We start from the raw sequence: 23,141 nt of genomic DNA, 5'->3' as shown, positions 1-23,141 counted from the left end.
ATCATTCATCGCCGTCGATCCGGTGCAGCGCACGCTCGCGTGCCTGTTCCTCGGCACTGGCTACGCAGGGGCCATGGATGTCGCCCGGCCTTACCAACCACCAACGACGACGGTTGGCGACCCCGGCCAGCTCGGCGCTGGTGCGGTCCACACAGGCCAGCAGCGCGTCCTCCTGCACCAGCAGCCAGCGCTGCTGCGGCAACGCCGCCTGCCAGGCAACGCCATCGGCGAGCTGGCGGTCCCAACGGCGGTTGAACCCGAAGGTGGCCGCATCACGGTCGGCCATCAGCAGGTTCTGCTCTTTCCAGGCCACCAGGCCGAGTTCGGCATCGGGGCCGATGCGCTGGCCGACCTGGTGCATCAGGCCCCGCGCGGAACTGGAGTCGTTGAACAGGGGGTAGCCGATCAGCCCGAACGCCACCCACGCCATGGTCAGCGTCGCCACGACCGCCAGATGGAAGCGCCGCACGCCGGCGACGCAGAGGGTGAGCACCGCCCAACTGCCCAGCGCGACTGCCACCCAGCCCAGGCCGGAGGTCACCGCGGTATCAATGCCCCGATCCAGAATCAGTTTGCGCTCGAAGCCCGGCTGTCCCAGCAACATCGAGATGCCGATGCCGAGCAGGCCCAGCGCCAGCAGCGCGACGAAACCGCCCAGCAGCCACTGGAACGCGCGCTTGCGCAGCAGCCCCGGCAGCAGCGGTGCCAGCGCCAGGCAGAACATCGGCAGCGCCGGCAGGATGTAGACGTCGCGCTTGCCGTTGGGGATGGAGAAGAACAGCACGATCAGCAACCACCACACCAACGGCAGCAGGTAGCGCGCATCGCGGCGCTGCAGACGCCGGCGCCAGGCCGGAATCGCCCACGGAATCGCCAGGAAAGCCGGGATCCACATCGACGGCATCGTGCCCAGGAAATACCACCACGGCTGGTGGTGATCCCAGGACTGCGCGTACCGCTTGGCGGTCTGCCGGAACAGGATGTCATCCAGGTAGGCACGGTACTCGGTCGAGCCGCTGCCCAATGCGGTCACCACCATCGGCACCAGCCACAACGCAATCGCCAGCACGAAGGCCAGCGGACCGACCCAGAAGCGCCAGTCACGGATGTGCAGCTTGACCCGCGGCCAGCCCAGCAGTGATGCCACCGCGGCCGGCACGATCATCAGCAGCGCGATCACCCCCACGCCCTTGGTGATCACCCCCAGCCCGGCGGCGAACCAGCCCAGCCACCACCATCGCCACGCCGGCCCACTTAGCAGATGCCGCAACAGGCCGTAGTTGGCCAAGGTGATGAAGAACACCACCAGGGGATCGATCTGGGCCTTTTTGGACTGGAAGGTGAAGTGCAGCGCGAACAGCAGCGCCCACGCCGCGTACAACCCGACCCGCCGTGTCCACAGGCGGCGGCCAAGGTCATAGACACAGGCCAGGGTCCCCAGCGCGGCCAGCAACGAGGGCAACAGGAACGCCACGCGCCAGTCGCCGATCAACGTGTACAAGGTCGCCTGCGACCACATCAGCATGGGCGGCTTGTCCGAATACAGCTCGGTGCCGCGATGCGGGAACAGCCAGTCGCCGCTCTCCACCATCTGCTTGGCGACCAGCGCAAAGCGCGGCTCATCGGACGGCCACGGGTCACGCATGCCCAGGCCAGCCCCGAGAACGAGCAGGGCCATCAGGGCAAGCAGCCAGAACTCTCGGGATGCGCGGTTTTTTAGCATGGGGCGGAATTCTAGCCGGGTTCGGATCAGCCCTTCTTTAACAGACGCGCGTAGAAGAAGCCGTCAGCACCGTTCTCACCCGGCAGGCGCTGGCGCCCCGCCCAGGAATCGTGGCCATACGCCTCGCCCAGCGGCAGGAAGCCGGCATCACGGGTGCGCTGCAGGAAGGCTTCCACCTGGAACTGGTTTTCATCGCGCAGGATCGAGCATGTCGCATACAGCAGGGTTCCACCCGGGGTAAGCATCGTCCAACAGGCATCCAGCAAGCGTGCCTGCAAGGCGATGAGCGCCTCGATGTCGGTCGCGCGGCGATGCGCCAGCACGTCCGGCTGGCGGCGGATGATGCCGGTGGCCGAACAGGGGGCATCGAGCAGGATGGTGTCGAACAACTGCCCGTCCCACCAGCTGGCCGGATCGGTCGCGTCGCCGGCCAGTACCTTCGCATTCTGGCCCACGCCGGTACGCACGAACGTTTCGCTGATCCGCTTGAGCCGGCGCGCATCGATGTCCAGCGCCAACAGCTGCAGGGTGGGATCGCGCTCCAGCAGATGTGCGGCCTTGCCGCCCGGTGCGGCGCAGGCATCAAGCACCCGCGAACCCGGGCGCGGTGCCAGCGCATCGGCCACCTGCTGGGCAGACAGATCCTGCACCGACAGCGCGCCGTCGGCGAAACCCGGCAACGCGGAGACAGCCACCGGCACCGGCAGGCAGATCGCATCGGCACCGATGGCCGACGCCTCTGCCGCAATACCGGCGGCTTCCAGCTGCTGCAGCATGGCATCGCGGCTGCTGTGCTGGCGGTTGACCCGCAGCCACAGCGGCGCGGCCTGCAGGCTGGCGGCGAATACGGCGTCAGCCTCCTCGGGCCAATCCTGTTCGATCTTCTCGGCCATCCACAGCGGGAACGCATCGCGCGCGGGCAACGCCGGGATACCTTCGCGCTGGGCGCGGCGCAGCAGCGCATTGACCATGCCGGCCTGGCGGTCACGACCCATCGCGCGCGCGGCATCGACCGTGGCCGACAGCGCCGCGTGGGCAGGCAGTTCCAGCGCATCGAGCTGGGCAAAACCCACCAGCAGCAGCGCGCGCAGTTCATCCTCGCGCACGCTCAGCGGCCGCGGCATCCATTGCGCCAGTGCGGCGTCATAGGCCGCGCGGCGCCGCAGCACGGCAAAGCACAGCGCCTCGAGCAGCGCGCGGTCGCGGCTGTCGTCCAGGGTGGGCAGGGCGGTGGCCAGTTCGGCCTTGAGCGAACGGCCGCGGCCGATCACCTGGGCCAGCACGCGCGCGGCCAGCACGCGGGTCGGCACGCCGGGGGCGGTATGGGCGGTATAGGGGCCTGCAGGCTTGCCGGGGCGCGCGTTGGTCATCTCAGGCACCCACGCCAAGATCGCGACGGGCATTGAGGTAGTCGGCGGCGGTGATCGCCTTGCCACCCTCACGCTGCAGCACCCGCAGGCGCAGCGCGCCCTGGCCGCAGGCGATGTCGATGCCATCGCGCGAGGCGGCCAGCAGCGTGCCGGGCGCCTTGCCCTGATTGTCCTCCAGCGCGATCGCACCGTGGATTCGGACGCGCTCGCCGGCCAATGTCGCCTCCGCGATCGGCCACGGGTTGAAGGCGCGCACGGTACGGGCCAGCGCCTGGGCATCGCCGGACCAGTCCAGGCGGGCTTCGGCCTTGTCCAGCTTGTGCGCGTAGGTGACGCCCGCCTCGGGCTGCGGCTGCGCGATCGGCTTGATGCCGGCACGCAGCAGGCCCAGGCCATCGGACAGTACCTGCTCACCGAGCGCGGCCAGGCGGTCGTGCAGCTGACCGCCGGTGTCGTTGGCACCGATGGCAAGGTGCTGCTTGAGCAGTACCGGACCGGTATCCAGCCCCGCTTCCATCTGCATCAGGCACACGCCGGTCTCGGCATCGCCGGCCTGGATCGCCCGCTGGATCGGCGCGGCACCGCGCCAGCGCGGCAGCAGGGAGGCGTGCACGTTCCAGCAGCCGTGGGTCGGGATCGCCAACACGGCCTTGGGCAGGATCAGGCCATAGGCCACCACCACCATCAGATCCGGCTGCAGGTCGAGCAGCTGCTGCTGGGCGTCGGGGGTCTTGAGGCTTTCCGGCTGGAACACCGGGATGCCGCGCGCGATCGCTTCCAGCTTGACCGGCGAGGGCGCCAGGCCACGGCCGCGGCCGGCGGGCCGATCAGGCTGGGTGTACACCGCGACCACTTCATGGTGGCGGGCTGCGGCACGCAGCGAGGACACGGCGAACGCCGGCGTACCGGCAAAGACAATCTTCATGGCGACCCCACTAACAGAACGTAAAACGGCGCCGATGTCCGGCGCCGCGCGACAGCACACGTCGCGCGGTCAGCCCGCGCGGCGGTCGCTGCAATCACCTCAGGCAACGTGCTTGCGCTGCTTGGCCAGCTTCTTGCGCACCATCTCGCGCTTGAGCGGGGAGAGGTAATCAATGAACAGCTTGCCGTCCAGGTGGTCCATCTCGTGCTGCACGCAGACGGCGAGCACGCCGTCGGTGGTCAGCTCCTGGGCCACGCCGTGGCGGTCCAGGAAGCGCACGGTGATCTGGTTGGCACGGGTGACATCGGCAAAGATGCCCGGCACCGACAGGCAGCCTTCCTGGTAGACCTGGCCGCCTTCGTTGGCGACGATCTCCGGGTTGATGAACACCATCGGGGTGTCCTTCTCCTCACTGACGTCGATCACCATGAAGCGCTTGTGCACGTCCACCTGGCTGGCGGCCAGGCCGATGCCCGGGGCGTCGTACATGGTCTGGAACATGTCATCGATCAGGGTCTGGAACGCCGGCGCGGTCACGTCGGCTGCATCGATCAACGCGGCCTTGGTGCGCAGGCGCGGATCGGGAAATTCGAGAATGGGCAGGAGGGCCATGGCAAATACCGGTAGGGGGCGCCGGTCGAAGCGGCGTACAGGGCGATTCTATCGCCAACGCTTGCCCCGCGCCCCGGTTTCTGGACTATAGTGCGCGAACCTGTTGGGGAATCAGGCACCACATCTATGTTTGAACGAACTCGTACGGTCGTCGCCGTAGCGATGCTGACCGTCGCTACCTATGCTACCGCCGTGGAAATGAATGGCGGGCACCCGGATACCTATGTCGTGCGCAAAGGGGACACGCTGTGGGACATCTCGGCGCGCTTCCTGCAGAAGCCCTGGCTGTGGCCGGAAATCTGGCAGGCCAACCCGCAGGTCAAGAATCCGCACCTGATCTACCCGGGTGACGTGCTCAGCCTGGCCTATCTGGACCGCGTCGTGGCCCAGCCCGGCCCGCGCCGGGAGGCCCCGATCAACGGCGTCCCGCTGGAGCAGGTCGAGCCCTTCCTGAAGCAGCTGAGCGTGGTCGACGAGGTCAAGTCGCTGCCCTACGTGGTCAATCTGGAAGACAACCGCCTGCGCGCCACCACCGGCCAGACCGCCTATGTGCGGGGCCTGGAGAATGCCCAGGTCGGCCAGCGCTACGCAGTGGTCCGCCCGACCGTGCAATACGCCCTGCCCAAGCCGACCGAAGACCTGAACGCCCGGGGCGATACCACGCCCGGCAGCGGCAACGTCTGGAAGACCTTCATCGTCCCGAGCAAGCGCCACCAGACGCTGGGCTACGAGCTGGCCCAGATCAATGTCGGCACGGTGAGCCGGGTGCAGAGCGGCAATGTCGAGGTGACCTCGCTGGTTCTGCAGGGCCAGGTCGATGGCCGTGAAGTCCGCGCCGGCGACCGTCTGGTCCCAGTCGAGGCCCGCCCGTACGATCTGCAGTTCGTGCCGCACGTGCCCGCCCCGCAGACCGCCGATCTGGACGTCCGCGTACTGGCCGTGGCCGATACCTTCACCGCGGGCGGCCCGCGCGACGTGATCGCGATTTCCGCCGGCAGCGCAAATGGAGTGGACAACGGCACGGTGTTCTCGCTGTGGCGCCAGGGCCGTCATGTGGCGCACCGCATGGACTACCCGAACTCGTCGCGGATGGACGATGCGCTGACCAGCGGTGCCGGCCGGGTCACCCTGCCGGACGAGTACGCCGCCCATGCGATGGTGTTCCGCACCTTCGAGAACGTCAGCTATGCGCTGGTGATGGAAGGGGTGAAGCCGGTCAGGGTCGGGTATTCGGCACTGCATCCCGATACGAAGTAACCGCGGCAGAGTCCTACCCTGCCATCCGACGGCGCCCTAGGGCGCCGTCGTCGTTTGCGTCCCAGGCTGTCGGGATGCCGATTCCCTGCCTTGCGACGTCCACCGCCCTGCTCACCCTGGTTCTTGCCGGCGGTACCCTGCCACCCCGTCTGCGCCTGCTCCGGGCATTTCCGGATGCGGCGGCCGCGCTGCGGGCGGGTCCAAGTGCCTGGCGCGCCGCCGGCTGCACCCCCGCGCAACGCGCACGGCTGGCGTTGCCGGACGAACACTATCTCGCGCGTGGCCTGGCGTGGTTGGCCGAGGATCAACATCACCTTCTGGGCCTGACCGATCCCGACTACCCGGCGTTGCTGGCCCAGATCGACGAGCCGCCCCTGGCGTTGTTCGTGGATGGAGAGCCGGCCCGGCTCTGGCATCCCGCGGTGGCCGTGGTCGGCAGCCGCTCGCCGACTCCCGGCGGCCGGGAACACGCGCACGCATTTGCGACGGCCTTGGCCCTCGACGGCTGGTCGGTGGTGAGCGGGCTGGCCACCGGTGTGGACGCGCAGGCCCACGATGCCGCGCTGCAGGTGACAGGCGGAATGACCGTTGCCGTGGTCGCCACCGGCCTGGAGCAGACCTATCCGCGCCAACATGCCGCTCTGCATGGCCGCATCGCGGGGAACGGGGCGGTGGTCAGCGAGTATCCGCCGGGCATGCCGGCCATCCAGGCGCACTTTCCCGCGCGCAACCGGATCATTGCCGGGCTCAGCCTGGGCACCTTGGTGATCGAGGCCGCCGAGCGCAGCGGCGCGCTGATCACCGCCCGCTGCGCCGCCGAGGCAGGGCGGGAGGTGTTCGCCCTGCCCGGCTCGATCCGCAACGCGCGTGCCCGCGGCTGCCACCGTCTGATCCGTCAGGGGGCGGCGCTGGTGGAAGAACCGGCCGAGGTGACCACCGGCCTGACCGCGCTGGCCCAGACCCTGGCCGGGGCCTTGCGAAGCCGGCTGGACGCCCCCACTGAACAGGCACGACCGGCGCTCAAGAGCGCCCCCTCCTACACCGACCCGGACTACCAGTGCTTGTGGAAAGCCCTGGATGACGACCCAACGGGTATGGATTCATTGATCCAGCGCAGCGGATTGACGGCGGCCCAGCTGTCGGCCATGCTGCTGGTCATGGAACTGGATGGAAAGGTAATGGCCGCCTATGGTCGCTACTGTCGAAAACCCTAGTTTCTTCACCTCCACAGCGTCGTTGACGCAGGCCGAGGGGCAATGAAAGAGAGCATTCTGGATGTCCTGCTGTACCTGTTCGAACACTATTTCAGCGAAGACGCGGATCTCATCCGCGACCGCGACTCCCTCCAGAACGGCCTGATCCAGGCCGGCTTCAGCCCCACCGAGATCAACAAAGCCTTCGATTGGCTGGACGCGCTCGCCGAGCAGCGCCCGGCCGTGGTGCTGGGCCGCGTCAATGGCCCGGTGCGGATTTTCCATGGGCCCGAGCTGGACAAGCTCGACGTGGAAGGCCGTGGCTTTTTGATGTTCCTGGAACAACACGGCATCCTCGATGCCAGCCAGCGTGAGCTGGTGCTGGACCGCGCGATGGCGCTGGACCAGGACGAACTGGACCTGGACGACCTCAAATGGGTCGTGCTGATGGTGCTGTTCAACCAGCCCGGGGCCGAAGCCGCGTACGCCTGGATGGAAACCCAGATGTTCGTGGACGAACCGGAACCGCTCCACTGACCTTACACTGAGCGCCTTGCGCATTCAGGAGCGGGCCGGTGGACCAGTGGTTCTTTGCAGAAGGAAACAGTCAGCAGCGCGGTCCGCTGCCTGCTGACGAGTTGATCGCGCTCTACCGTTCCAGCCGCATCGCACTGGATACGTTGGTGTGGCGCGACGGCATGGCGCAGTGGCAGCCCTTGGAATCCGTGGCGGCTGAGATCGGTTTGGACATCGCTCCTGCCGCCGAGGCGGTGGAGGCGATTACGTCTGATCCCGCTGTCCCGCCGGCACTGCCAGCCGCGCCCATCACGCCCGCTCCGAGCATCGACCCTACCGTCGTGCCGCCGCCCCGCAAGGGCCTGAGCGGCTGTGCGATCGTGGGCATCATCGCGGCCGTGTTCGCCGTGCTGGTGCTGATCGTCGGCGGCGTGCTGGCGGTGCTAGCGGTACCGGCATACCGCGACTATGTCGCGCGTGGCAAGACCACCGAGGCGCTCGCCACGCTGGCCCCGATCAAGTCCGCCGTGGCCGAGTTCGCCAGCGAACATGGCCGCTGCCCGGTCAACGATGACGAGGGTTTCCAGCCGGCCGAAGGCTACGCCGCTGGTGCGGTCGGCGCTGTGCGGATCGGTCGTTTCGACAATGGCCACTGCGGCGTCGAAGCCGAACTGACCGTGCCGGGCAGCACCTCGCTGGACGGCAAGCTGCTGTGGCTGGATTACGACGGCGAGCAACAGCACTGGACATGCAGTGGCGAGCCTGATGACACGTACCTGCCGCTGGATTGCCGCGGCTGATAACGGACACACGTCCATGGATGCACCCAACAGGGGATTGAAGCAATGACTGAGTGGTATTTCGCCGATGGCCAGGAACGTCAGGGACCGCTGAGCGCAGACGATATGCGCCAGCGCTTCCAGCAGGGTGAGATCGCCCTGACCACGCTGGTGTGGCGGGAAGGGTTCGCGCAGTGGGCACCGCTGTCCGAGGCCGTCGATGAGCTGCAGCTGCAGCATCTGGCCAGCGCGGCCAGCACGGTCGGCAATGGCATCGACCTGCGCGGCGATTACACCGCCATCGACAACGGCACCGCGCCGCTGCCGGGCACCGGTGGCGGCACCTACTCGCCGTACACCGCACCTGCCGCAGCCACCGGCTATGCCAGCACGGCCGTGGTCAGCGGCCAGGACGTGGTCTATGCCGGCTTCTGGAAGCGTTACGCGGCCTACTTCATCGACTACATCCTGCTGACCGTGGTCACCCTGCCGCTGAGCATGATCATCAACGTGATGGGGGTCAGCTCCGGCAACGAAGGTGTACAGGTCGCGCTGACGCTGGTGGTGATGCTGCTCAGCATGGTGATCAGCATCGGCTACTACGCCGGCTTCCACGCCTCGCGCGGTGGTGCCACGCTGGGCAAGATGGCCGTCGGCATCAAGGTCGTGCGCGGCAACGGCGAGCGCATCAGCTTCCTGCGGGCGTTCTGCCGCTACCTGGCCACCATCGTCAGCAGCCTGATTCTGATGATCGGCTTCATCATGGCGGCCTTCACCGAGCGCAAGCAGGCGCTCCACGACATGATGTGCGACACCCTGGTGGTCGACAAGTGGGCGTTCACCGAGCATCCGGAGCTTCAGCAGCGTGGTCTGGGCACGGTCACCATCGTGATCCTGGTGATTGCCGCACTGGCCGTGGTGGCCCTGTTCGGCGTGATGCTGGCCATGATCGGCGTGATCGCGTCGATGTCCTGAACCGGGCAATCCTCACACCGGGCCGCTTGACACGAGCGGCCCCGGCGTGATTCCACTAATAGGCAAGAAAGCTGAACGCCCGGCCCACCCCCGGGCGTTCGGTTTATGTATATCGCCCGCGCCGCTTCACTAATGCGGCCATTTGCTCCACCCTAGCGGCCCTCCCCGGGGCCCTGCCCATAGAATCCTGACGCCATGCCCAAGCACCTGCTCATCGTCGAATCGCCCGCCAAGGCCAAGACGATCAACAAATACCTCGGCAAGGACTTCACCGTCCTGGCCTCGTATGGGCATGTGCGTGACCTGGTGCCCAAGGAAGGTGCGGTCGATCCCGACAACAACTTCGCGATGCGCTACGACCTCATCGAGAAGAACGAAAAGCACGTCGATGCCATCGTCAAGGCCGCCAAGGGCGCCGACGACATCTTCCTGGCGACCGATCCGGATCGCGAGGGAGAAGCGATCAGCTGGCACATCGCCGAGATCCTGCGCGAGCGCGGGCTGGTCAAGGACAAGCCGATGCAGCGCGTGGTCTTCACCGAGATCACCCCGCGCGCGATCAAGGAAGCGATGGGTCACCCGCGCGAGATCGCCGGCGACCTGGTCGATGCCCAGCAGGCGCGCCGCGCGCTGGACTATCTGGTCGGCTTCAACCTGTCCCCGGTGCTGTGGCGCAAAGTGCAGCGCGGCCTGTCCGCCGGCCGCGTGCAGAGCCCGGCACTGCGCATGATCGTCGAGCGCGAAGAAGAGATCGAAGCCTTCATCGCCCGCGAGTACTGGAGCATCGATGCGCTGTGCGCGCATCCTTCGCAGCACTTCAATGCGCGCCTGATCAAGCTGGACGGCCAGAAGTTCGAACAGTTCACCGTGACCGACGGCGACACCGCCGAGGCCGCGCGCATGCGCATCCAACAGGCCGCCCAGGGCGCCCTGCACGTCACCGACGTGGTCAGCAAGGAGCGCAAGCGTCGCCCGGCCCCGCCGTTCACCACCTCCACGCTGCAGCAGGAAGCCTCGCGCAAGCTGGGCTTCACCACGCGCAAGACCATGCAGGTCGCACAGAAGCTGTACGAAGGCGTGGCGATCGGTGAGGAAGAAGGCACCGTCGGCTTGATCTCGTACATGCGTACCGACTCGGTGAACCTCTCGCAGGACGCGCTGGCCGAGATCCGCGACGTGATCGCGCGCGACTTCGGCATCGCCTCGCTGCCGGACCAGCCGAACACCTACCAGACCAAATCCAAGAACGCCCAGGAAGCGCACGAAGCCGTGCGTCCGACCTCGGCGCTGCGCACACCGGCCCAGGTGGCGCGCTTCCTGACCGATGACGAGCGCAAGCTGTACGAGCTGATCTGGAAGCGCGCTGTCGCCTGCCAGATGATCCCGGCCACGCTCAACACCGTCAGCGTGGACCTGTCGGCCGGCAGCGAGCATGTGTTCCGCGCCAGCGGCACCACCGTGGTCGTGCCCGGCTTCCTGGCCGTGTACGAAGAAGGCAAGGACAACAAGAGTGCCGAGGATGACGATGAAGGCCGCAAGCTGCCGGCGATGAAGCCCGGCGACCGCGTGCCGCTCGAGCGCATCCTGGCCGAACAGCACTTCACCCAGCCGCCGCCGCGCTTCACCGAAGCGGCGCTGGTCAAGGCGCTCGAGGAGTACGGCATCGGCCGCCCCTCGACCTACGCCTCGATCATCCAGACCCTGCTGTTCCGCAAGTACGTGGAGATGGAAGGCCGCAGCTTCCGCCCGTCCGACGTGGGCCGTGCTGTCTCCAAGTTCCTGTCCAGCCACTTCACCCAGTACGTGGATTACGACTTCACCGCCAAGCTCGAAGATGAGCTCGATGCGGTGTCGCGTGGCGAGGAAGACTGGATCCCGCTGATGGCACGCTTCTGGGAGCCGTTCCACAAGCTGGTCGGCGAAAAGAACGAATCGGTCGACCGCGCCGAGGCCAGTGGCGCGCGCGAGCTCGGCACCGATCCCAAGACCGGCAAGCCGGTCAGCGTGCGCCTGGGCCGTTTCGGGCCGTACGCGGCGATCGGCAGCACCGCCGAGGACGCCGAGGACAAGCCCAAGTTCGCCTCGCTGCGCCCCGGCCAGTCGATGCACACCATCTCCCTGGAAGACGCGCTGGAGCTGTTCCTGATGCCGCGTGCGCTCGGCCAGGACAAGGAGGAGGACGTCAGCGTCGGCATCGGTCGCTTCGGTCCGTTCGCCAAGCGTGGCAGCACCTATGCCTCGCTGAAGAAGGAAGACGACCCCTACACCATCGATCTGGCCCGCGCCGTGTTCCTGATCGAAGAGAAGGAAGAGATCGCGCGCAACCGGATCATCAAGGAGTTCGAGGGCAGCGAGATCCAGGTCCTCAATGGTCGCTTCGGCCCGTACATCAGCGATGGCAAGATGAACGGCAAGATCCCGAAGGATCGCGAGCCGGCCTCGCTGACCCTGCCAGAAGTGCAGAAGCTGATGGAAGAAACCGGCAAGCCGGTACGCAAGGGCTTCGGCAAGAAGGCCGCCAAGAAGGTGGTGGCCAAGAAGGCACCGGCCAAGAAAGCCGCCGCTGGCGAAGCGACCAAGAAGACCGCCACCAAGAAGGCCACGGCGAAGAAAGCGACCAAGAAGGTGGCCAAGAAAGCCGTGAAGAAGGCCGTCAAGAAGGTCGCTGCCAGCTGAGTCTGGTTGACCCCTCCCGCCACGGCGGGAGGATAATGCCGGCCATGCATCCGGCCCGCCTGTCATGAACGAACTCACTGTGGACACTGCCCTGCCTGCGCTGCGCGCCGGCGGGGTGATCGCCTATCCCACCGAAGCGGTCTGGGGGTTGGGCTGCGACCCCGCGCACGAGGCCGCGGTGATGAAGCTGCTGCAGCTCAAGCAGCGCCCCGTCGAGAAGGGGATGATCCTGGTCGCCGCCGATCCGGCCCAGCTGGATGGCTGGGTGCGGATGGACGCCCTGCCGCTGGATCGCCAAGGCGCGGTACTGGCCAGTTGGCCCGGGGCCAACACCTGGATCCTGCCCGCCGGCGAACGTGCGCCGCGATGGATCACCGGCGAACACAGTGGCATCGCGGTGCGGATCAGCGCACATCCGCTGGTTGCCGCGCTGTGCCGCGCCTGGGGCGGCCCGCTGGTCTCCACCAGTGCCAACCTCGCGGGCGAGCCACCGGCACGCACCCGCGCCGAACTGGACCCACGCCTGCTGGCCCTGCTGGATGGCCTGATCGACGGCCAGACCGGTGGTCTCGCACAGCCCACCCCGATCCGCGATGCACTCACTGGCCAGGTGCTGCGCAGCTGAGCGTGCTTTTGCGTGGCGGCGGGCAAACCCGCACACTGCGCGCATGACCCTGCGCCCCGCCCTGTGGCTGTCCCTGTTCGCCGTGCTCGGCCCTGTCACGCCTGCCGCAGCGCAGAGCGACAACGTGCGCGTGTACCGCTGCGTCGGCAGCAACGGCGCCGTCTCGCTGCAGGATGCCCCGTGCCGCGAGGGTCGCCAGGAAGTGCGCGACATGCAGCGCCCACGCGATCCTGCCCCGCGCGTGATACGCAGCGACCGCGCGCCCGACCCGACGCCTGCAGCGCGGGCACCCGAGCGCGAGGTGCGCTACGTGCACGTGCAGCCACCGCAGCCGATGTACGAGTGCACCACCAGCGAGGGCGATACCTACGTCAGCGACAGCAACGAAGGCAATCCGCGCTGGGTGCCGATCTGGACGAATGCCTATCTGCCCTATCGGCCCGGCCCGCGGCCGCCATCGGGTGGCTATCCACCGTCGCGTCCGCTGCCACCGATCATGCCGATGGGCAGCGGTTCGGTGCGCAGCAGTGGCGGCTCGCTCTCGGTCAGCGGCGGCGGCTCACGGGTCGGCGGCAGCATCAACATCGGCGGTGGCAGCTCGCAGTGGCAAGGTGGGGGCTATCCGTACCCGGGTGTGGAGAACAGCGTGGTGGTGCCGGCCGGCAACGTGCTGGTGCGCGATGAGTGCCATGCCCTGCCTGCGCAGGAGGTCTGCTCGCGGTTGAAAGACCGGCGCTGGGACCTGATCCGCCGCTACAACAGTGCGCTGCAGAGTGAGCGCGATGCGCTGACCCGCGAGCAGCGCGGGATCGACGCGCGTCTGGACCAGGACTGCGGCGGCCACTGAGCGCGCCGCGCCCTACACTGATGCGATGAAACGACGGTACCTGCTGTCCCTGCTGCTTGTGACCCTGCCCGCCGCCGCCGACGAGGCGGTGTTCTTCCGCTGCACCGATGCGGGCGGCAACCTGACCATCCAGAGCGTGGCCTGTCCGGCTGGCAGCGAACAGCGCATGCAACGGATCAGTGCGCCGGTGCGTGCCCCGGCCGTGGTCGACAGTGCCCCGGCGGCCCCCACCACCGAACACACCATGCCGCCGCTGCCGCAGGCCGGTGACGAGGACAGCGGCCTGCTCGACAGCGCAGCGCTGCGCCCGCAGACGTCGGCGGCCGAACATGACCAGACCGCCCCGCCCAAGCCACCGTTGCCGGAGATCTATCAGTGCATCGCCGCCGATGGCGGCCGCTACCTGCACGAACGCGAGCCCGCCCCGTCACGCTGCGAATCGCTGGCCCTCACCGGCCTGGGGGGCAGCCATGCGCCGAGCAATGCGGCCAGCTGCGAAGTGGTGCGCGATGCCTGCGAGCCCGTAGCCGAAGCACAGCGCTGCAGCAGCTGGCAGCAGCGTTTCCGCGATGCACGGGGCCGCGAGCGTTTCGCCACGCCGGACAATCAGGCCGCCGCGACCACCGAGCGCGCGCGTCTTGAAGCGGTGTTGGCCGAGAGCGATTGCGCGGTGCCATGACAGGGTTCTGCCGCGCCCCCTGTAACCGGTAGTGCCGGCCGCTGGCCGGCTCAGAACCCGTAACGCAGAAATCCGCCATCCACCGCGATGCACTCACCGGTGACGTAGCTGGAGGCCGGCAGGCACAGGAACCCAACTGCCGCCGCCACCTCTTCCGGTTCGCCGATGCGGCGCATCGGGGTCCGCTCGATCACCTGCTCGTAGTAGTCCGGATCGGACAACGGGCCGGACGTGCGCCGGGTGCGGATGTACCACGGCGCCACGGCGTTGACGCGGATGCCGTCCTCGGCCCACTCCACCGCCAGGTTGCGGGTCATCTGGTGCATGGCGGCCTTGGTCATGCCGTAGACCGCGCCGCTGCGCACGTGTGTCAGCCCGGACACGCTGCCGACGTTGACGATCGCCGAGGCCGCGTGCCGGGCCAGCAGCGGGTGCGCATAGCGCGAGAGTTCAAATGCCGAGAACAGGTTGGTCTCGAAGATCCCGCGCCACTCGTCTTCGGTGTATTCGGTGGCCGGCTTGCTGATGTTGCCGCCGGCATTGTTGACCAGGATGTGCAGGCCATCGCTGTGGTCTTCCACCCAGTCGAGGATTTCGCGGCGGTCTTCGTCATCGGACACATCAGCAGCCAAGCCATGGATCTCACGGTCCGGGAAGGCATCGGCCAGTTCATCGCGCGCCATCTCCAGCGCATCCGCATCGCGGCCGACGATCAGCAGGTCCGCGCCGAAGCCGAGCAGTTCGCGTGCGATCGCCAAGCCGATGCCGGCACTCGCACCGGTGATCAATGCGGTCTGTCCATCCAGTCGCCAACGTTGCGCGCTCACGTGCTTCTCCTGCGGTGATCCATGGGATGCAGCACCCACGGTGCAGCCCGGATAGGATAACGCGCGATGGCCGGCACGCCGGACGCCATCACGCGCGTTGCGCGAGGCGGTGGGACACTGGTCCTCCGCCACCGGCTGAACGAGGGAGGTTGCCATGATGATCCGTACTGTCCTGCCGCTGCTCGCGATGATCGTGTTGAGCGCCTGCAACCGCCCGGTGCCCCCGGCACCGGATACACCGCCGGAACCGCAGGCCACCGAACTGCGCAAGGCGATCCAGGAACCGATCGACCGCGCCAGGTCGGTCAGCGACACCCTGCAGCAGTCCGCCGATGCCCGCGCCGCCGAAGCCGACCGCGCCAGCGGCGATACGCCGCCCCCCAGCCCGTGATGCCAACGGCCAGATAGCAGAACGCCCGGCACAGGCCGGGCGTTCTTGTGTCACACAGAACCGCTGATGCCGGTTACAGACCGCAGAAGCAGTACACCAGCGTCTTGACCGGCGCCGCATTGTTGCGCGGGTCACGTGCAGCCTCTTCCACGAAGCGCAGCTGGGTATCCAGCTCCGGCATCGAACGGGCCAGCATCAGGCGGGCCATGCCCGACTCGCCCAGCATCCAGGCACCAGCATGGCTGCCCGCGAAGCCGCTGAGGAACTGCGCGAACGGGGTCGCGCCCTTCTCGATGTAGCGCACACGGAACTTGTCATCCGCGCCCAGCTTGGCACGGCTGGCGGCATCGGCCACGGCGGCCTTCAGGCCACCGAAGTCATCGACCAGGCCACGTTCCTTGGCCTGCGCACCGCTCCACACGCGACCGCGGGCGACTTCATCGACCGCTTCCACCGGCTTGTTGCGCGCGGCGGCGACCTTGCCGGTGAAATCGGCGTAGCCCTTGTTGATCACCGACTGGATGACTTGGCCCACGGCCGGGTCCATGGGGCGGGTGATGTCGAACGCACCGGCGAAGCGGGTGGTGCCCACGCCATCGGTATGCACGCCGATCTTGTCCAGCGAGCGGGCCACGTTCGGGATCATGCCGAAGATGCCGATCGAACCGGTGATCGTGGACGGGTCGGCGTAGATGCGGTCGGCATTCATGCTGATCCAGTACCCGCCCGAGGCGGCCAGATCACCCATCGACACCACCACCGGCTTGCCGGCTTCCTTCAGCGCGACCACTTCGCGGCGGATCTGCTCGGAGGCGAACACTTCACCGCCCGGCGAGCTGACGCGCAGCACCACGGCCTTCACGTCCTTGTCGTCGCGTGCTTCACGCAGCAGCGCCGAGGTCGACTCGCCACCGATGCGCCCGGCCGGCAGATCGCCACCGGAGATTTCACCGGACGCCACGATCACGGCCACCTGCGGCCGCGAATCCATCGGCGAACGACGGCTGTCGAGCACGCTCAGGTACGCATCGAGGTTGACGTTGCGGTAGCCACCGTCGGCGTCATCGTCGGCGATGCCGCGCTCGGTCAGCAGCGTGTCCACTTCCTCGCGCGTCTTCAGGCCGTCCACCAGCTTCTGCTGCAGGGCGAACTTGGCCAGGTCGCCACCGGCGGCGGCGATGCCCTCGGGCATGGTGTCGATGCCGGCGGCCAGCTGTGCCGGGTCGAGCTTGCGCGCCTTGGCGATGTCGGCCAGATAGCGCTGCCACACGTCGTTCATCCAGAACAGATCGGCTTCCTTGGCCTGCGGCGAGGCAGCATCCAGCACATACGGCTCGGCGGCCGACTTGTACTCGCCCACCTTGAACAGGTGCACGTCCACGCCGAGTTTGTCCTGCAGGCCGGTGCGGAAGTACTGGCGGTAGCGGCCCAGGCCCTCGAGCACCACGCCGCCCATCGGGTCCAGGTAGACCTCATTGGCCTGCGCGGCGAGCAGGTACTGCGACTGGCTCATGTTCTCGCTGAAGGCCACGACCTGCTTGCCGGCGGCGCGCAGTTCCTGCAGCGCGACCGTCACTTCGCGCATCGAGGCGAAACCGCTCGGCTGCAGCTTGTCCAGCTCCAGCACCACGCGCTCGATCTTCTTGTCGGTCTTGGCAGCCTCCAAGGCGCGGATCAGATCGCGCAGCTGGATCTCTTCGGCGCTCTTGTCGCCCACGGCCTTGCCCAGCGCGCGGCTGACCGGATCAGCACTGAACTGCTCGACCAGGCGGCCTTCCGGTGCGATCACAAGCGTGGTGCGGTCCTGCAGCGATGTCTTCGAGGTCGCGCTCTTGCCCATCGCGACGATGAACACGATCAGGATCAGGAACAGCAGCCCGAAGAACACCAGGTTGAGGATGAGCCGGCGGGTAAAGTTCATCACATCCCACAGCCCGATGAAGAAGCTGGCGACGGGATTGCGACGCGCGGGTTGATTCATGGGGTAACTCCAAAGTGGCTTCTTGCCGTGGTGCCAGAATAGCCGGTGCCGGGCGCGCCGGCATCGGACACAAGTCAGGGTGTCGAAGGGAGACCGGCGCGGGCGCTGCTCACGCGCAGGCGCCAGGCCATCAGGATGGCGGCGGCAGTCAGGCCCAGGATGAGCCCCAGCCACATGCCCTGCGGGCCCATGCCCAGCCCCAGGCCCAGCCCGGCGCCGAGCGGCATGCCCAGGCCCCAGTACGAGAACATGGCGATGAACATCGGCACGCGGGTGTCCTTGAGCCCGCGCAACGCGCCGGCCGAGAGCACCTGGATGCCATCCGGGAACTGGAACGCCGCCGCGTACAACAGCAGGGTCGAGGCCAGTGCGGCCACGCCCAGATCGTTCGTGTAGACGCCGACGATGGCGTCATGGCCGAACAGCAGCACCAGCGCCGACAGCGTCTGTGTGCCCAGGATGATCAGCAGCCCGGCGATCGCTGCGCGGCGCACGCCCAGCCCATCGCCGCTGCCGACCGCATGGCCGACCCGCACCGTGGTGGCCTCGGCCACGCCCATCGGGATCATGAAGCACAGCTGCGCGACGTTGATGGCGATCTGGTGCGAGGCTGCTTCGGTGGCACCGAGGCGACCGATCAGCAGTGCGGTAACGATGAACAGCCCGCCTTCCATGAGCACGGTGATGCCGATCGGCAGTCCGGTCCTCAGCAGGTCCCAGATCGCGCTCCAGCGTGGCGCCTCGAAGTGCGAGAACAGCTGCAGGTGGGCGAAGCGCTTGGTCTTCCAGAGATAGCCGGCAAAGCACAGCGCCTGCAGCCACATCATGATCGCCGAGGCCATGCCCAGGCCTTCGGCACCCAGCTCGGGGAAGCCGAGTTTGCCGTAGCAGAGCACGTAACCCAGTGGTGCCAGCACCAGCAGGCCGCCAAAGCCGAGCAGCATCGTCGGCAGCGTCCAGTGCATGCCCTCGCTGAGGTAGCGCATGCAGAAATACAGCGTCAGCGCCGGGCCGCCCCAGCGCACCGCGTGCAGGAACGCGGTCGCACCGGGCACGATGTCCGGCGCAATGCCGAACGCCGGCAGCAGCGGCGGCACCACCGTGAGGAAGGTGAACATGATCAGGCCCAGCCCCAGCGCCAGCCACAACGCCTGCCGGAACAGCGGGCCGATCTCGCGCTCGCGGCCCGCGCCGTGCAGCTGCGAGACCGAGGCGGTCAGCGAGATCAGGGTGCCGATCGGGATGAGCATCGGCAGCCACAGCAGCGCCGTACCGATGGTGACGGCGGCGAGCGTGTGGGTGCCGTGGTGACCGGCGATCACGTTGTCGACGAAGGAGATCAGGCCGGTGGAGACATGGCCCAGAACCAGCGGCAGCGCGAGCAGACCGGTGGCGCGCACTTCCCGGGAGAGGCGCGGCGTGGAGGAAGCGGTAGACATGGACGTCACAGACGGCAACTACGGTCGCGCGCGGAAGGCACAGGCACCGGGTTGCGGCCCGACATCTTACGCGCGCGGCCGGGGAAAAGCCGCGCTTTGAGGTAAACGGGGCGATGCCGTCAGTGGCCCACGTTCTCGCGCAGCCAGGTGTCCCGTGCGGCCGGGGCCACGCCCAGGAACTCGGCGCGCACGCGGTCGCGGTCCTGCGGCGGAGTGCGCTGGGCCACCAAGGTGAGCTGGGTGAGCTGGGAGGGCGTGAGCTGGCGCAGCACCGCCAACGCGGCCGGGCGCTGTTCGGCCGGCAGATAGCCGAACAGTCCCTGCAGCTTGGTGAATTCATGGCCAAGCTGGGGACCGAGCAGCCAGCCGTCGCGGAAGCGCTGGTCCTGCTCGGCGAAGCGCTGGCGCAGGGCCTGCTGCTGGGCGGGCGGCAGTGCTGCCACGCGTGCCGCTGCCGCACGGACGCGGGCGCGCTCGCTCTCGCTCATGGCCTGCCAGGCGGCATAGCGGCTGCGCAGCTCGCGCAGCTGGGCCGGATCAAGCGCCGCCGGGGTTGCCGGGATGGCCGGCGCGGTGGCGCTCGGCGGGGCCGGCACCGCCAGCGGCACCTCGACCCGGTTGGGGGCGGCGAGCGCCGCACTGGAGAGCCCAAGGGCGATCAGCAGGAAGGCAGGCTTACTCATCGGCGGCAGCCGTCTCCAGGCCGGCGGTAGCGGGTTCAGGGCGGCTTGGCTGGGCTTGGGATTCGTCCACGGGCACGGGACCGCCTGCGGCGAACCAGGCGTACAGATCGGCATCGCGGGCCGTCGGCAGATCCGGATCGGCCAGCATGGCCGCGTCCGTGGCTGCGTAGGGCGAAGCGGTCGGGGCCACGGTCGGCAGGTCGTCGGCAGGCAGGTCTTCCACGGTGACCTGGGCGTCATCGGCGACCGCGCCCTCGGGGATCTCTGCTGCGGGCTCACCGGCCTGGCGGGCGTGCTTCCACCAGGCCGCCCCGCCAAGCAGCACGCCCACCGTCACCGCGACGATCAGCACGCCCTTCCAGGGGAAGCGACGGCCACGCTGGCGCTTGAGCGGGCGGCGCTGCGTGGGGGCATCGGACTTGACCGGGGTGCGCCAGGAGGCGGCATCGGGCTGCTGGCTGGCCGGAGCGGCCACCGGCTGCTGCAGACGCTGCAGGCGGGTGGCCGGCAGATCACGGATGCGCAGTTGGACCTGTTCGGCCAGCGCGCGCCAGCCGGCGGCATCGGGGTTGCCATGGGCATCGCGCGGGCAGGCATCGGCCAGCGCGTGCTGGTAGTCAGCCATGGGCAGATCCAGGATCTGCGCGGCTGCGGCTTCATCCAGACCGCCGCCGATCCGCAGCAGAAACGCCAATCGCGCCGACGGGGCCAGCCCGGCCAGGTGCTCCAAGGGGGCCGGCCAATGGCCTCCAGCCGGCTCACGCAACGGCGCACGGTGTACCAGCAACGACCAGAACCGTTCCGGCCACTGGGCCATGGGCAGGTCGCTGGCGATCCCGGCGAAGGCGCGCATCACCGCGACCAGGGCCTGCTCGGCCACCGTCGGATCACCGCACTGCAGCTCGGCCACGACCAGGGCGCGGCGTTCAACGCCACGAAGAAACGCCGACAGCGCGCCGGCTGCGGTAGAAGAAACGGGGGCGGGCGCAGCCGTCATAGCAACTCCATCATTGTGTGGAAATGATAGCGATTGCGTCACTCCAGCGGCGCGCGGATGTTCACTTCCTGTGAGCGGCCACGGTCTGCAAAGCCTTCCGGCCCAAAAGGTTGTGCACAGCACCACGTAAAACCGGGGCGGAACGAGAGGCGAGGCTCCCGTCAAGTCTGTTTCAACTTTGTTTCACAGCTATCTTGTTGTTTTTATTGATCATTGTTGCGTGGCTATTTTTTGACCAACCTGAGGAGAACGTCGGAAGTTCCTGACGCAAGGCGGTCACATACGCAGTGGCACACAGACTTATCCACAGAAGATGTGGATAAGCCTGAATCTCCAATCAAGTCGGATATTTAGGTGGGATTTATGATTCGGCGCGTACCCGGTTGAGACGGTGAATGGGCGTGATCGGGCCCGCTCCTGCCCGCTACACTGACCCGATGACCTCCTTGTCTTCCACCCTGCGCGTCGCCCTGCCGGTGCCGCTGCCGCAATTGTTCGACTACGCTCCGCCGCCCGGCCCGGCCCCGGATGCGCAGATGACCGGGCAACGGATCCGGGTGCCCTTCGGCTCCCGCGAGCTGGTCGGGGTGGTGGCCGGGATCGGCCAGGTCGAGGATCCGGGGACCCTGCGCGCCGCGATCGAGTGGATCGATACCACGCCGCTGGTGACCGGTGAACTGTGGCGTTCGCTGCAGTGGCTGGCGCGCTACACCCATGCGCCACTGGGGGAGGTGATCAGCACCGCCCTGCCCGGTCCGCTGCGGCGGGGTGAGGCGGTGCCGGACACCCATCAGTGGGGCTGGCAGCTCACGGCGGCCGGGCGCGACCCGCAGCCCAAGCTGCGCAGCGGTACCCGCCCGCAGCGCCTGGCCGAGTGCCTGGCCGAGGGTGTAGTGAATGAAGACCGCCTCGACACCTTGATGGACGACTGGCGCAGCGCCGCGCGCGCGCTGGCCAAGCGCGATCTGGTCGAACGGATCGCGCTGGCGCATGCACCGGCGGTCGCCTCGCCGGCCAGCGGCCCCGCACCCAACGCTGAACAGGCCGAGGCGATCGCCGCGATCACCTCCGCCGACGGCTTTGCCGCCTACCTGCTCGATGGCGTGACCGGCAGCGGCAAGACCGAGGTCTACCTGCAGGCCATCGTCGACTGCCTGGCGCGTGGCAAGCAGGCGCTGGTGCTGGTGCCGGAGATCGGGCTGACGCCGCAGACGCTGTCGCGCTTCCGCAACCGCCTGGGCATTCCGGTGCATGTGCTGCACTCCGGCTTGAACGACAACGAGCGTGCCCGCGTGTGGGCGGCCGCATCGCGGGGCGAAGCGCAGGTCATCGTCGGCACACGCTCGGCGGTGTTCACCCCGCTGCCCAATGCGGGCCTGATCGTGATCGACGAAGAGCACGACGGCAGTTACAAACAACAGGACGGCATCCGCTATCACGCACGCGATTTCGCGTTGGTGCGCGCCAAGGCGCTGGACGTGGCCGTGGTGCTCGGCAGCGCGACGCCATCACTGGAATCGCTGCACAACGCACATGCCGGTCGTTACACCCATCTGCGCCTGAAGCAGCGCGCGGGCGCCGCGCGTCCGCCCGTGGTGCGCGTGCTGGATGTGCGCAAACGACCGCTGCGCGATGGGCTCTCGCCAGAAGTGCTGGCCGGCATCACCCAGCATCTGCAGGCGGGGCACCAGGTTCTGGTGTTCAAGAACCGCCGCGGCTATGCGCCCGTGCTGCTCTGCCATGACTGCGGCTGGACCGCGCCGTGCCAGCGCTGCGATGCGCCGATGACGGTGCATGCCGGCGGCCGCCGCCTGCAGTGCCACCACTGTGGCGCGCGCCAGTCCGCGCCGCTGGCCTGCCCGGAGTGCGGCAGCCTGGCGTTGCAGCCGCAGGGCATTGGTACCGAGCGGCTGGAAGAACACCTGGTGGAGGCCTTTCCGGAGTTCCCGGTGATCCGCATCGACCGCGGCACCACCGGCAAGCGCGATGCGCTGGAAACCCAGTTGGCCTCGCTCGGCGATCGCGCGGGCATCTTGGTCGGCACGCAGATCCTGGCCAAGGGCCACGACCTGCCGAAGCTGACCCTGGTGGTGGTGGTGGGGATCGATGAAGGCCTGTTCTCGGCCGACTTCCGCGCAAGTGAAAAGCTCGCCCAGCAGCTGATTCAGGTCGCCGGCCGCGCCGGGCGGGCGGTGGATGCCGGCGAGGTCTGGCTGCAGACGCATCACCCGGGGCATCCGCTGCTGGAAACACTGGTCAACGGTGGGTATCACGCTTTCGCCGAGGCCGAGCTGCAGCAGCGCGAGGCGGCCGGTTTCCCGCCCTTCGCGCATCTGGCGCTGCTGCGTGCCGAAGCGCAGCAGGTGGAGCATGCCAATGCGATGCTCAGTGCGGTGCGTGCGTTGATTCCCGACGATGCCGCGGTAGAGCGCTATGGCCCGATGCCGGCACCGATGCCACGCCGCGCCGGCTACCAGCGCACCCAGCTGCTGTTGTCCTCACCCGCGCGGCGCCCGCTGCACGGCGTACTGGATCAGGTGACACCGCAGATTTCCGGACTGCCTCAGGCACGCAAGGTGCGCTGGTCGCTGGATGTGGATCCGATGGATCTGTATTAGCCCGGCAGGTGCCGACCGTGGGTCGGCA

General features: G+C 67.9%; 20 protein-coding genes. 11 read left to right on the top strand and 9 right to left on the bottom strand.

Annotation, left to right across the window (positions count from 1 at the left end; translation table 11 throughout):
• Position 1 precedes the first annotated feature (1 nt).
• From ABE464_RS06425 to def, 4 genes are all read right to left on the bottom strand, one after another.
• Entirely contained in the window at positions 2-1,723 is a 1,722-nt protein-coding gene (locus ABE464_RS06425) for a glycosyltransferase family 39 protein (protein ID WP_346471258.1), read from the bottom strand.
• Positions 1,724-1,749: 26 nt separating this feature from the next.
• Positions 1,750-3,093 (bottom strand): 16S rRNA (cytosine(967)-C(5))-methyltransferase RsmB, encoded by a 1,344-nt coding sequence (gene rsmB, locus ABE464_RS06420; RefSeq protein WP_346471257.1) that lies wholly within the window; start codon positions 3,091-3,093, stop codon positions 1,750-1,752.
• A 1-nt stretch (position 3,094) separates the two neighbouring features.
• Positions 3,095-4,018 carry a methionyl-tRNA formyltransferase gene (gene fmt / locus ABE464_RS06415; RefSeq protein WP_346471256.1) on the bottom strand — a complete coding sequence of 308 codons (924 nt, stop codon included), beginning with the start codon at positions 4,016-4,018 and terminating at the stop codon, positions 3,095-3,097.
• Positions 4,019-4,117: 99 nt separating this feature from the next.
• Positions 4,118-4,630, bottom strand: coding sequence for a peptide deformylase (gene def / locus ABE464_RS06410; RefSeq protein WP_346471255.1), 513 nt, complete (start codon positions 4,628-4,630; stop codon positions 4,118-4,120).
• Between the two features lie 126 nt (positions 4,631-4,756).
• Here def and ABE464_RS06405 point away from each other — a divergent pair, with 126 nt between their 5' ends.
• The 9 genes from ABE464_RS06405 (at position 4,757) to ABE464_RS06365 (ending at position 14,177) form a co-directional block, all read left to right on the top strand.
• Positions 4,757-5,887, top strand: a complete 1,131-nt coding sequence (locus ABE464_RS06405; protein WP_346471254.1) for a LysM peptidoglycan-binding domain-containing protein — start codon at positions 4,757-4,759, stop codon at positions 5,885-5,887.
• 74 nt (positions 5,888-5,961) lie between these two features.
• On the top strand, positions 5,962-7,101 hold the full coding sequence (gene dprA, locus ABE464_RS06400) for a DNA-processing protein DprA (protein WP_346471253.1): 1,140 nt from the start codon (positions 5,962-5,964) through the stop codon (positions 7,099-7,101).
• Positions 7,102-7,143: 42 nt separating this feature from the next.
• Positions 7,144-7,617, top strand: coding sequence for a DUF494 family protein (locus ABE464_RS06395; protein WP_088433666.1), 474 nt, complete (start codon positions 7,144-7,146; stop codon positions 7,615-7,617).
• A 38-nt stretch (positions 7,618-7,655) separates the two neighbouring features.
• Positions 7,656-8,396 carry a pilin gene (locus ABE464_RS06390; protein WP_346471252.1) on the top strand — a complete coding sequence of 247 codons (741 nt, stop codon included), beginning with the start codon at positions 7,656-7,658 and terminating at the stop codon, positions 8,394-8,396.
• Between the two features lie 45 nt (positions 8,397-8,441).
• Positions 8,442-9,350 (top strand): RDD family protein, encoded by a 909-nt coding sequence (locus tag ABE464_RS06385; protein WP_346471251.1) that lies wholly within the window; start codon positions 8,442-8,444, stop codon positions 9,348-9,350.
• 195 nt (positions 9,351-9,545) lie between these two features.
• A complete protein-coding gene (locus tag ABE464_RS06380) occupies positions 9,546-12,026 on the top strand; it encodes a DNA topoisomerase I (RefSeq protein WP_346471250.1) in 2,481 nt (826 codons plus the stop codon).
• A 64-nt stretch (positions 12,027-12,090) separates the two neighbouring features.
• Complete coding sequence (locus ABE464_RS06375) at positions 12,091-12,651, top strand: Sua5/YciO/YrdC/YwlC family protein (RefSeq protein ID WP_346471249.1); 561 nt, start codon at positions 12,091-12,093, stop codon at positions 12,649-12,651.
• Positions 12,652-12,694: 43 nt separating this feature from the next.
• Positions 12,695-13,498 (top strand): DUF4124 domain-containing protein, encoded by an 804-nt coding sequence (locus tag ABE464_RS06370; RefSeq protein WP_346471248.1) that lies wholly within the window; start codon positions 12,695-12,697, stop codon positions 13,496-13,498.
• Positions 13,499-13,523: 25 nt separating this feature from the next.
• Complete coding sequence (locus ABE464_RS06365; RefSeq protein WP_346471247.1) at positions 13,524-14,177, top strand: DUF4124 domain-containing protein; 654 nt, start codon at positions 13,524-13,526, stop codon at positions 14,175-14,177.
• A gap of 50 nt (positions 14,178-14,227) precedes the next feature.
• Here ABE464_RS06365 and ABE464_RS06360 read toward each other — a convergent pair whose 3' ends face one another.
• The gene (locus tag ABE464_RS06360) at positions 14,228-15,004 is read right to left on the bottom strand and encodes an SDR family oxidoreductase (RefSeq protein WP_259258949.1); all 777 of its coding nucleotides are present in this window, start codon (positions 15,002-15,004) and stop codon (positions 14,228-14,230) included.
• A gap of 157 nt (positions 15,005-15,161) precedes the next feature.
• On the opposite strand from ABE464_RS06360, the gene ABE464_RS06355 reads away from it, so the two are divergent.
• Positions 15,162-15,395 (top strand): hypothetical protein, encoded by a 234-nt coding sequence (locus tag ABE464_RS06355; protein ID WP_346471246.1) that lies wholly within the window; start codon positions 15,162-15,164, stop codon positions 15,393-15,395.
• A gap of 73 nt (positions 15,396-15,468) precedes the next feature.
• Here ABE464_RS06355 and sppA read toward each other — a convergent pair whose 3' ends face one another.
• The 4 genes from sppA to ABE464_RS06335 form a co-directional block, all read right to left on the bottom strand.
• The gene (gene sppA / locus ABE464_RS06350; protein ID WP_346471245.1) at positions 15,469-17,376 is read right to left on the bottom strand and encodes a signal peptide peptidase SppA; all 1,908 of its coding nucleotides are present in this window, start codon (positions 17,374-17,376) and stop codon (positions 15,469-15,471) included.
• Between the two features lie 74 nt (positions 17,377-17,450).
• The gene (locus ABE464_RS06345; protein ID WP_346471244.1) at positions 17,451-18,815 is read right to left on the bottom strand and encodes an MATE family efflux transporter; all 1,365 of its coding nucleotides are present in this window, start codon (positions 18,813-18,815) and stop codon (positions 17,451-17,453) included.
• 119 nt (positions 18,816-18,934) lie between these two features.
• Positions 18,935-19,498, bottom strand: coding sequence for a DUF3106 domain-containing protein (locus ABE464_RS06340; protein ID WP_346471243.1), 564 nt, complete (start codon positions 19,496-19,498; stop codon positions 18,935-18,937).
• Positions 19,491-20,495, bottom strand: a complete 1,005-nt coding sequence (locus tag ABE464_RS06335) for a hypothetical protein (protein ID WP_346471242.1) — start codon at positions 20,493-20,495, stop codon at positions 19,491-19,493. The genes ABE464_RS06340 and ABE464_RS06335 overlap by 8 nt, the downstream gene beginning before the upstream one ends.
• A 437-nt stretch (positions 20,496-20,932) precedes the next feature.
• Between ABE464_RS06335 and ABE464_RS06330 the strand changes: the two genes are divergently transcribed.
• A complete protein-coding gene (locus ABE464_RS06330) occupies positions 20,933-23,113 on the top strand; it encodes a primosomal protein N' (protein WP_346471241.1) in 2,181 nt (726 codons plus the stop codon).
• The last annotated feature ends 28 nt before the right edge of the window (positions 23,114-23,141 follow it).

It is taken from the genome of Stenotrophomonas sp. TWI587, from assembly GCF_039674145.1.
Lineage (GTDB): Bacteria > Pseudomonadota > Gammaproteobacteria > Xanthomonadales > Xanthomonadaceae > Stenotrophomonas > Stenotrophomonas maltophilia_AY.
Note: the sequence above shows the minus strand (reverse complement) of the source record. Positions and strands in the feature narration are given on the sequence as shown.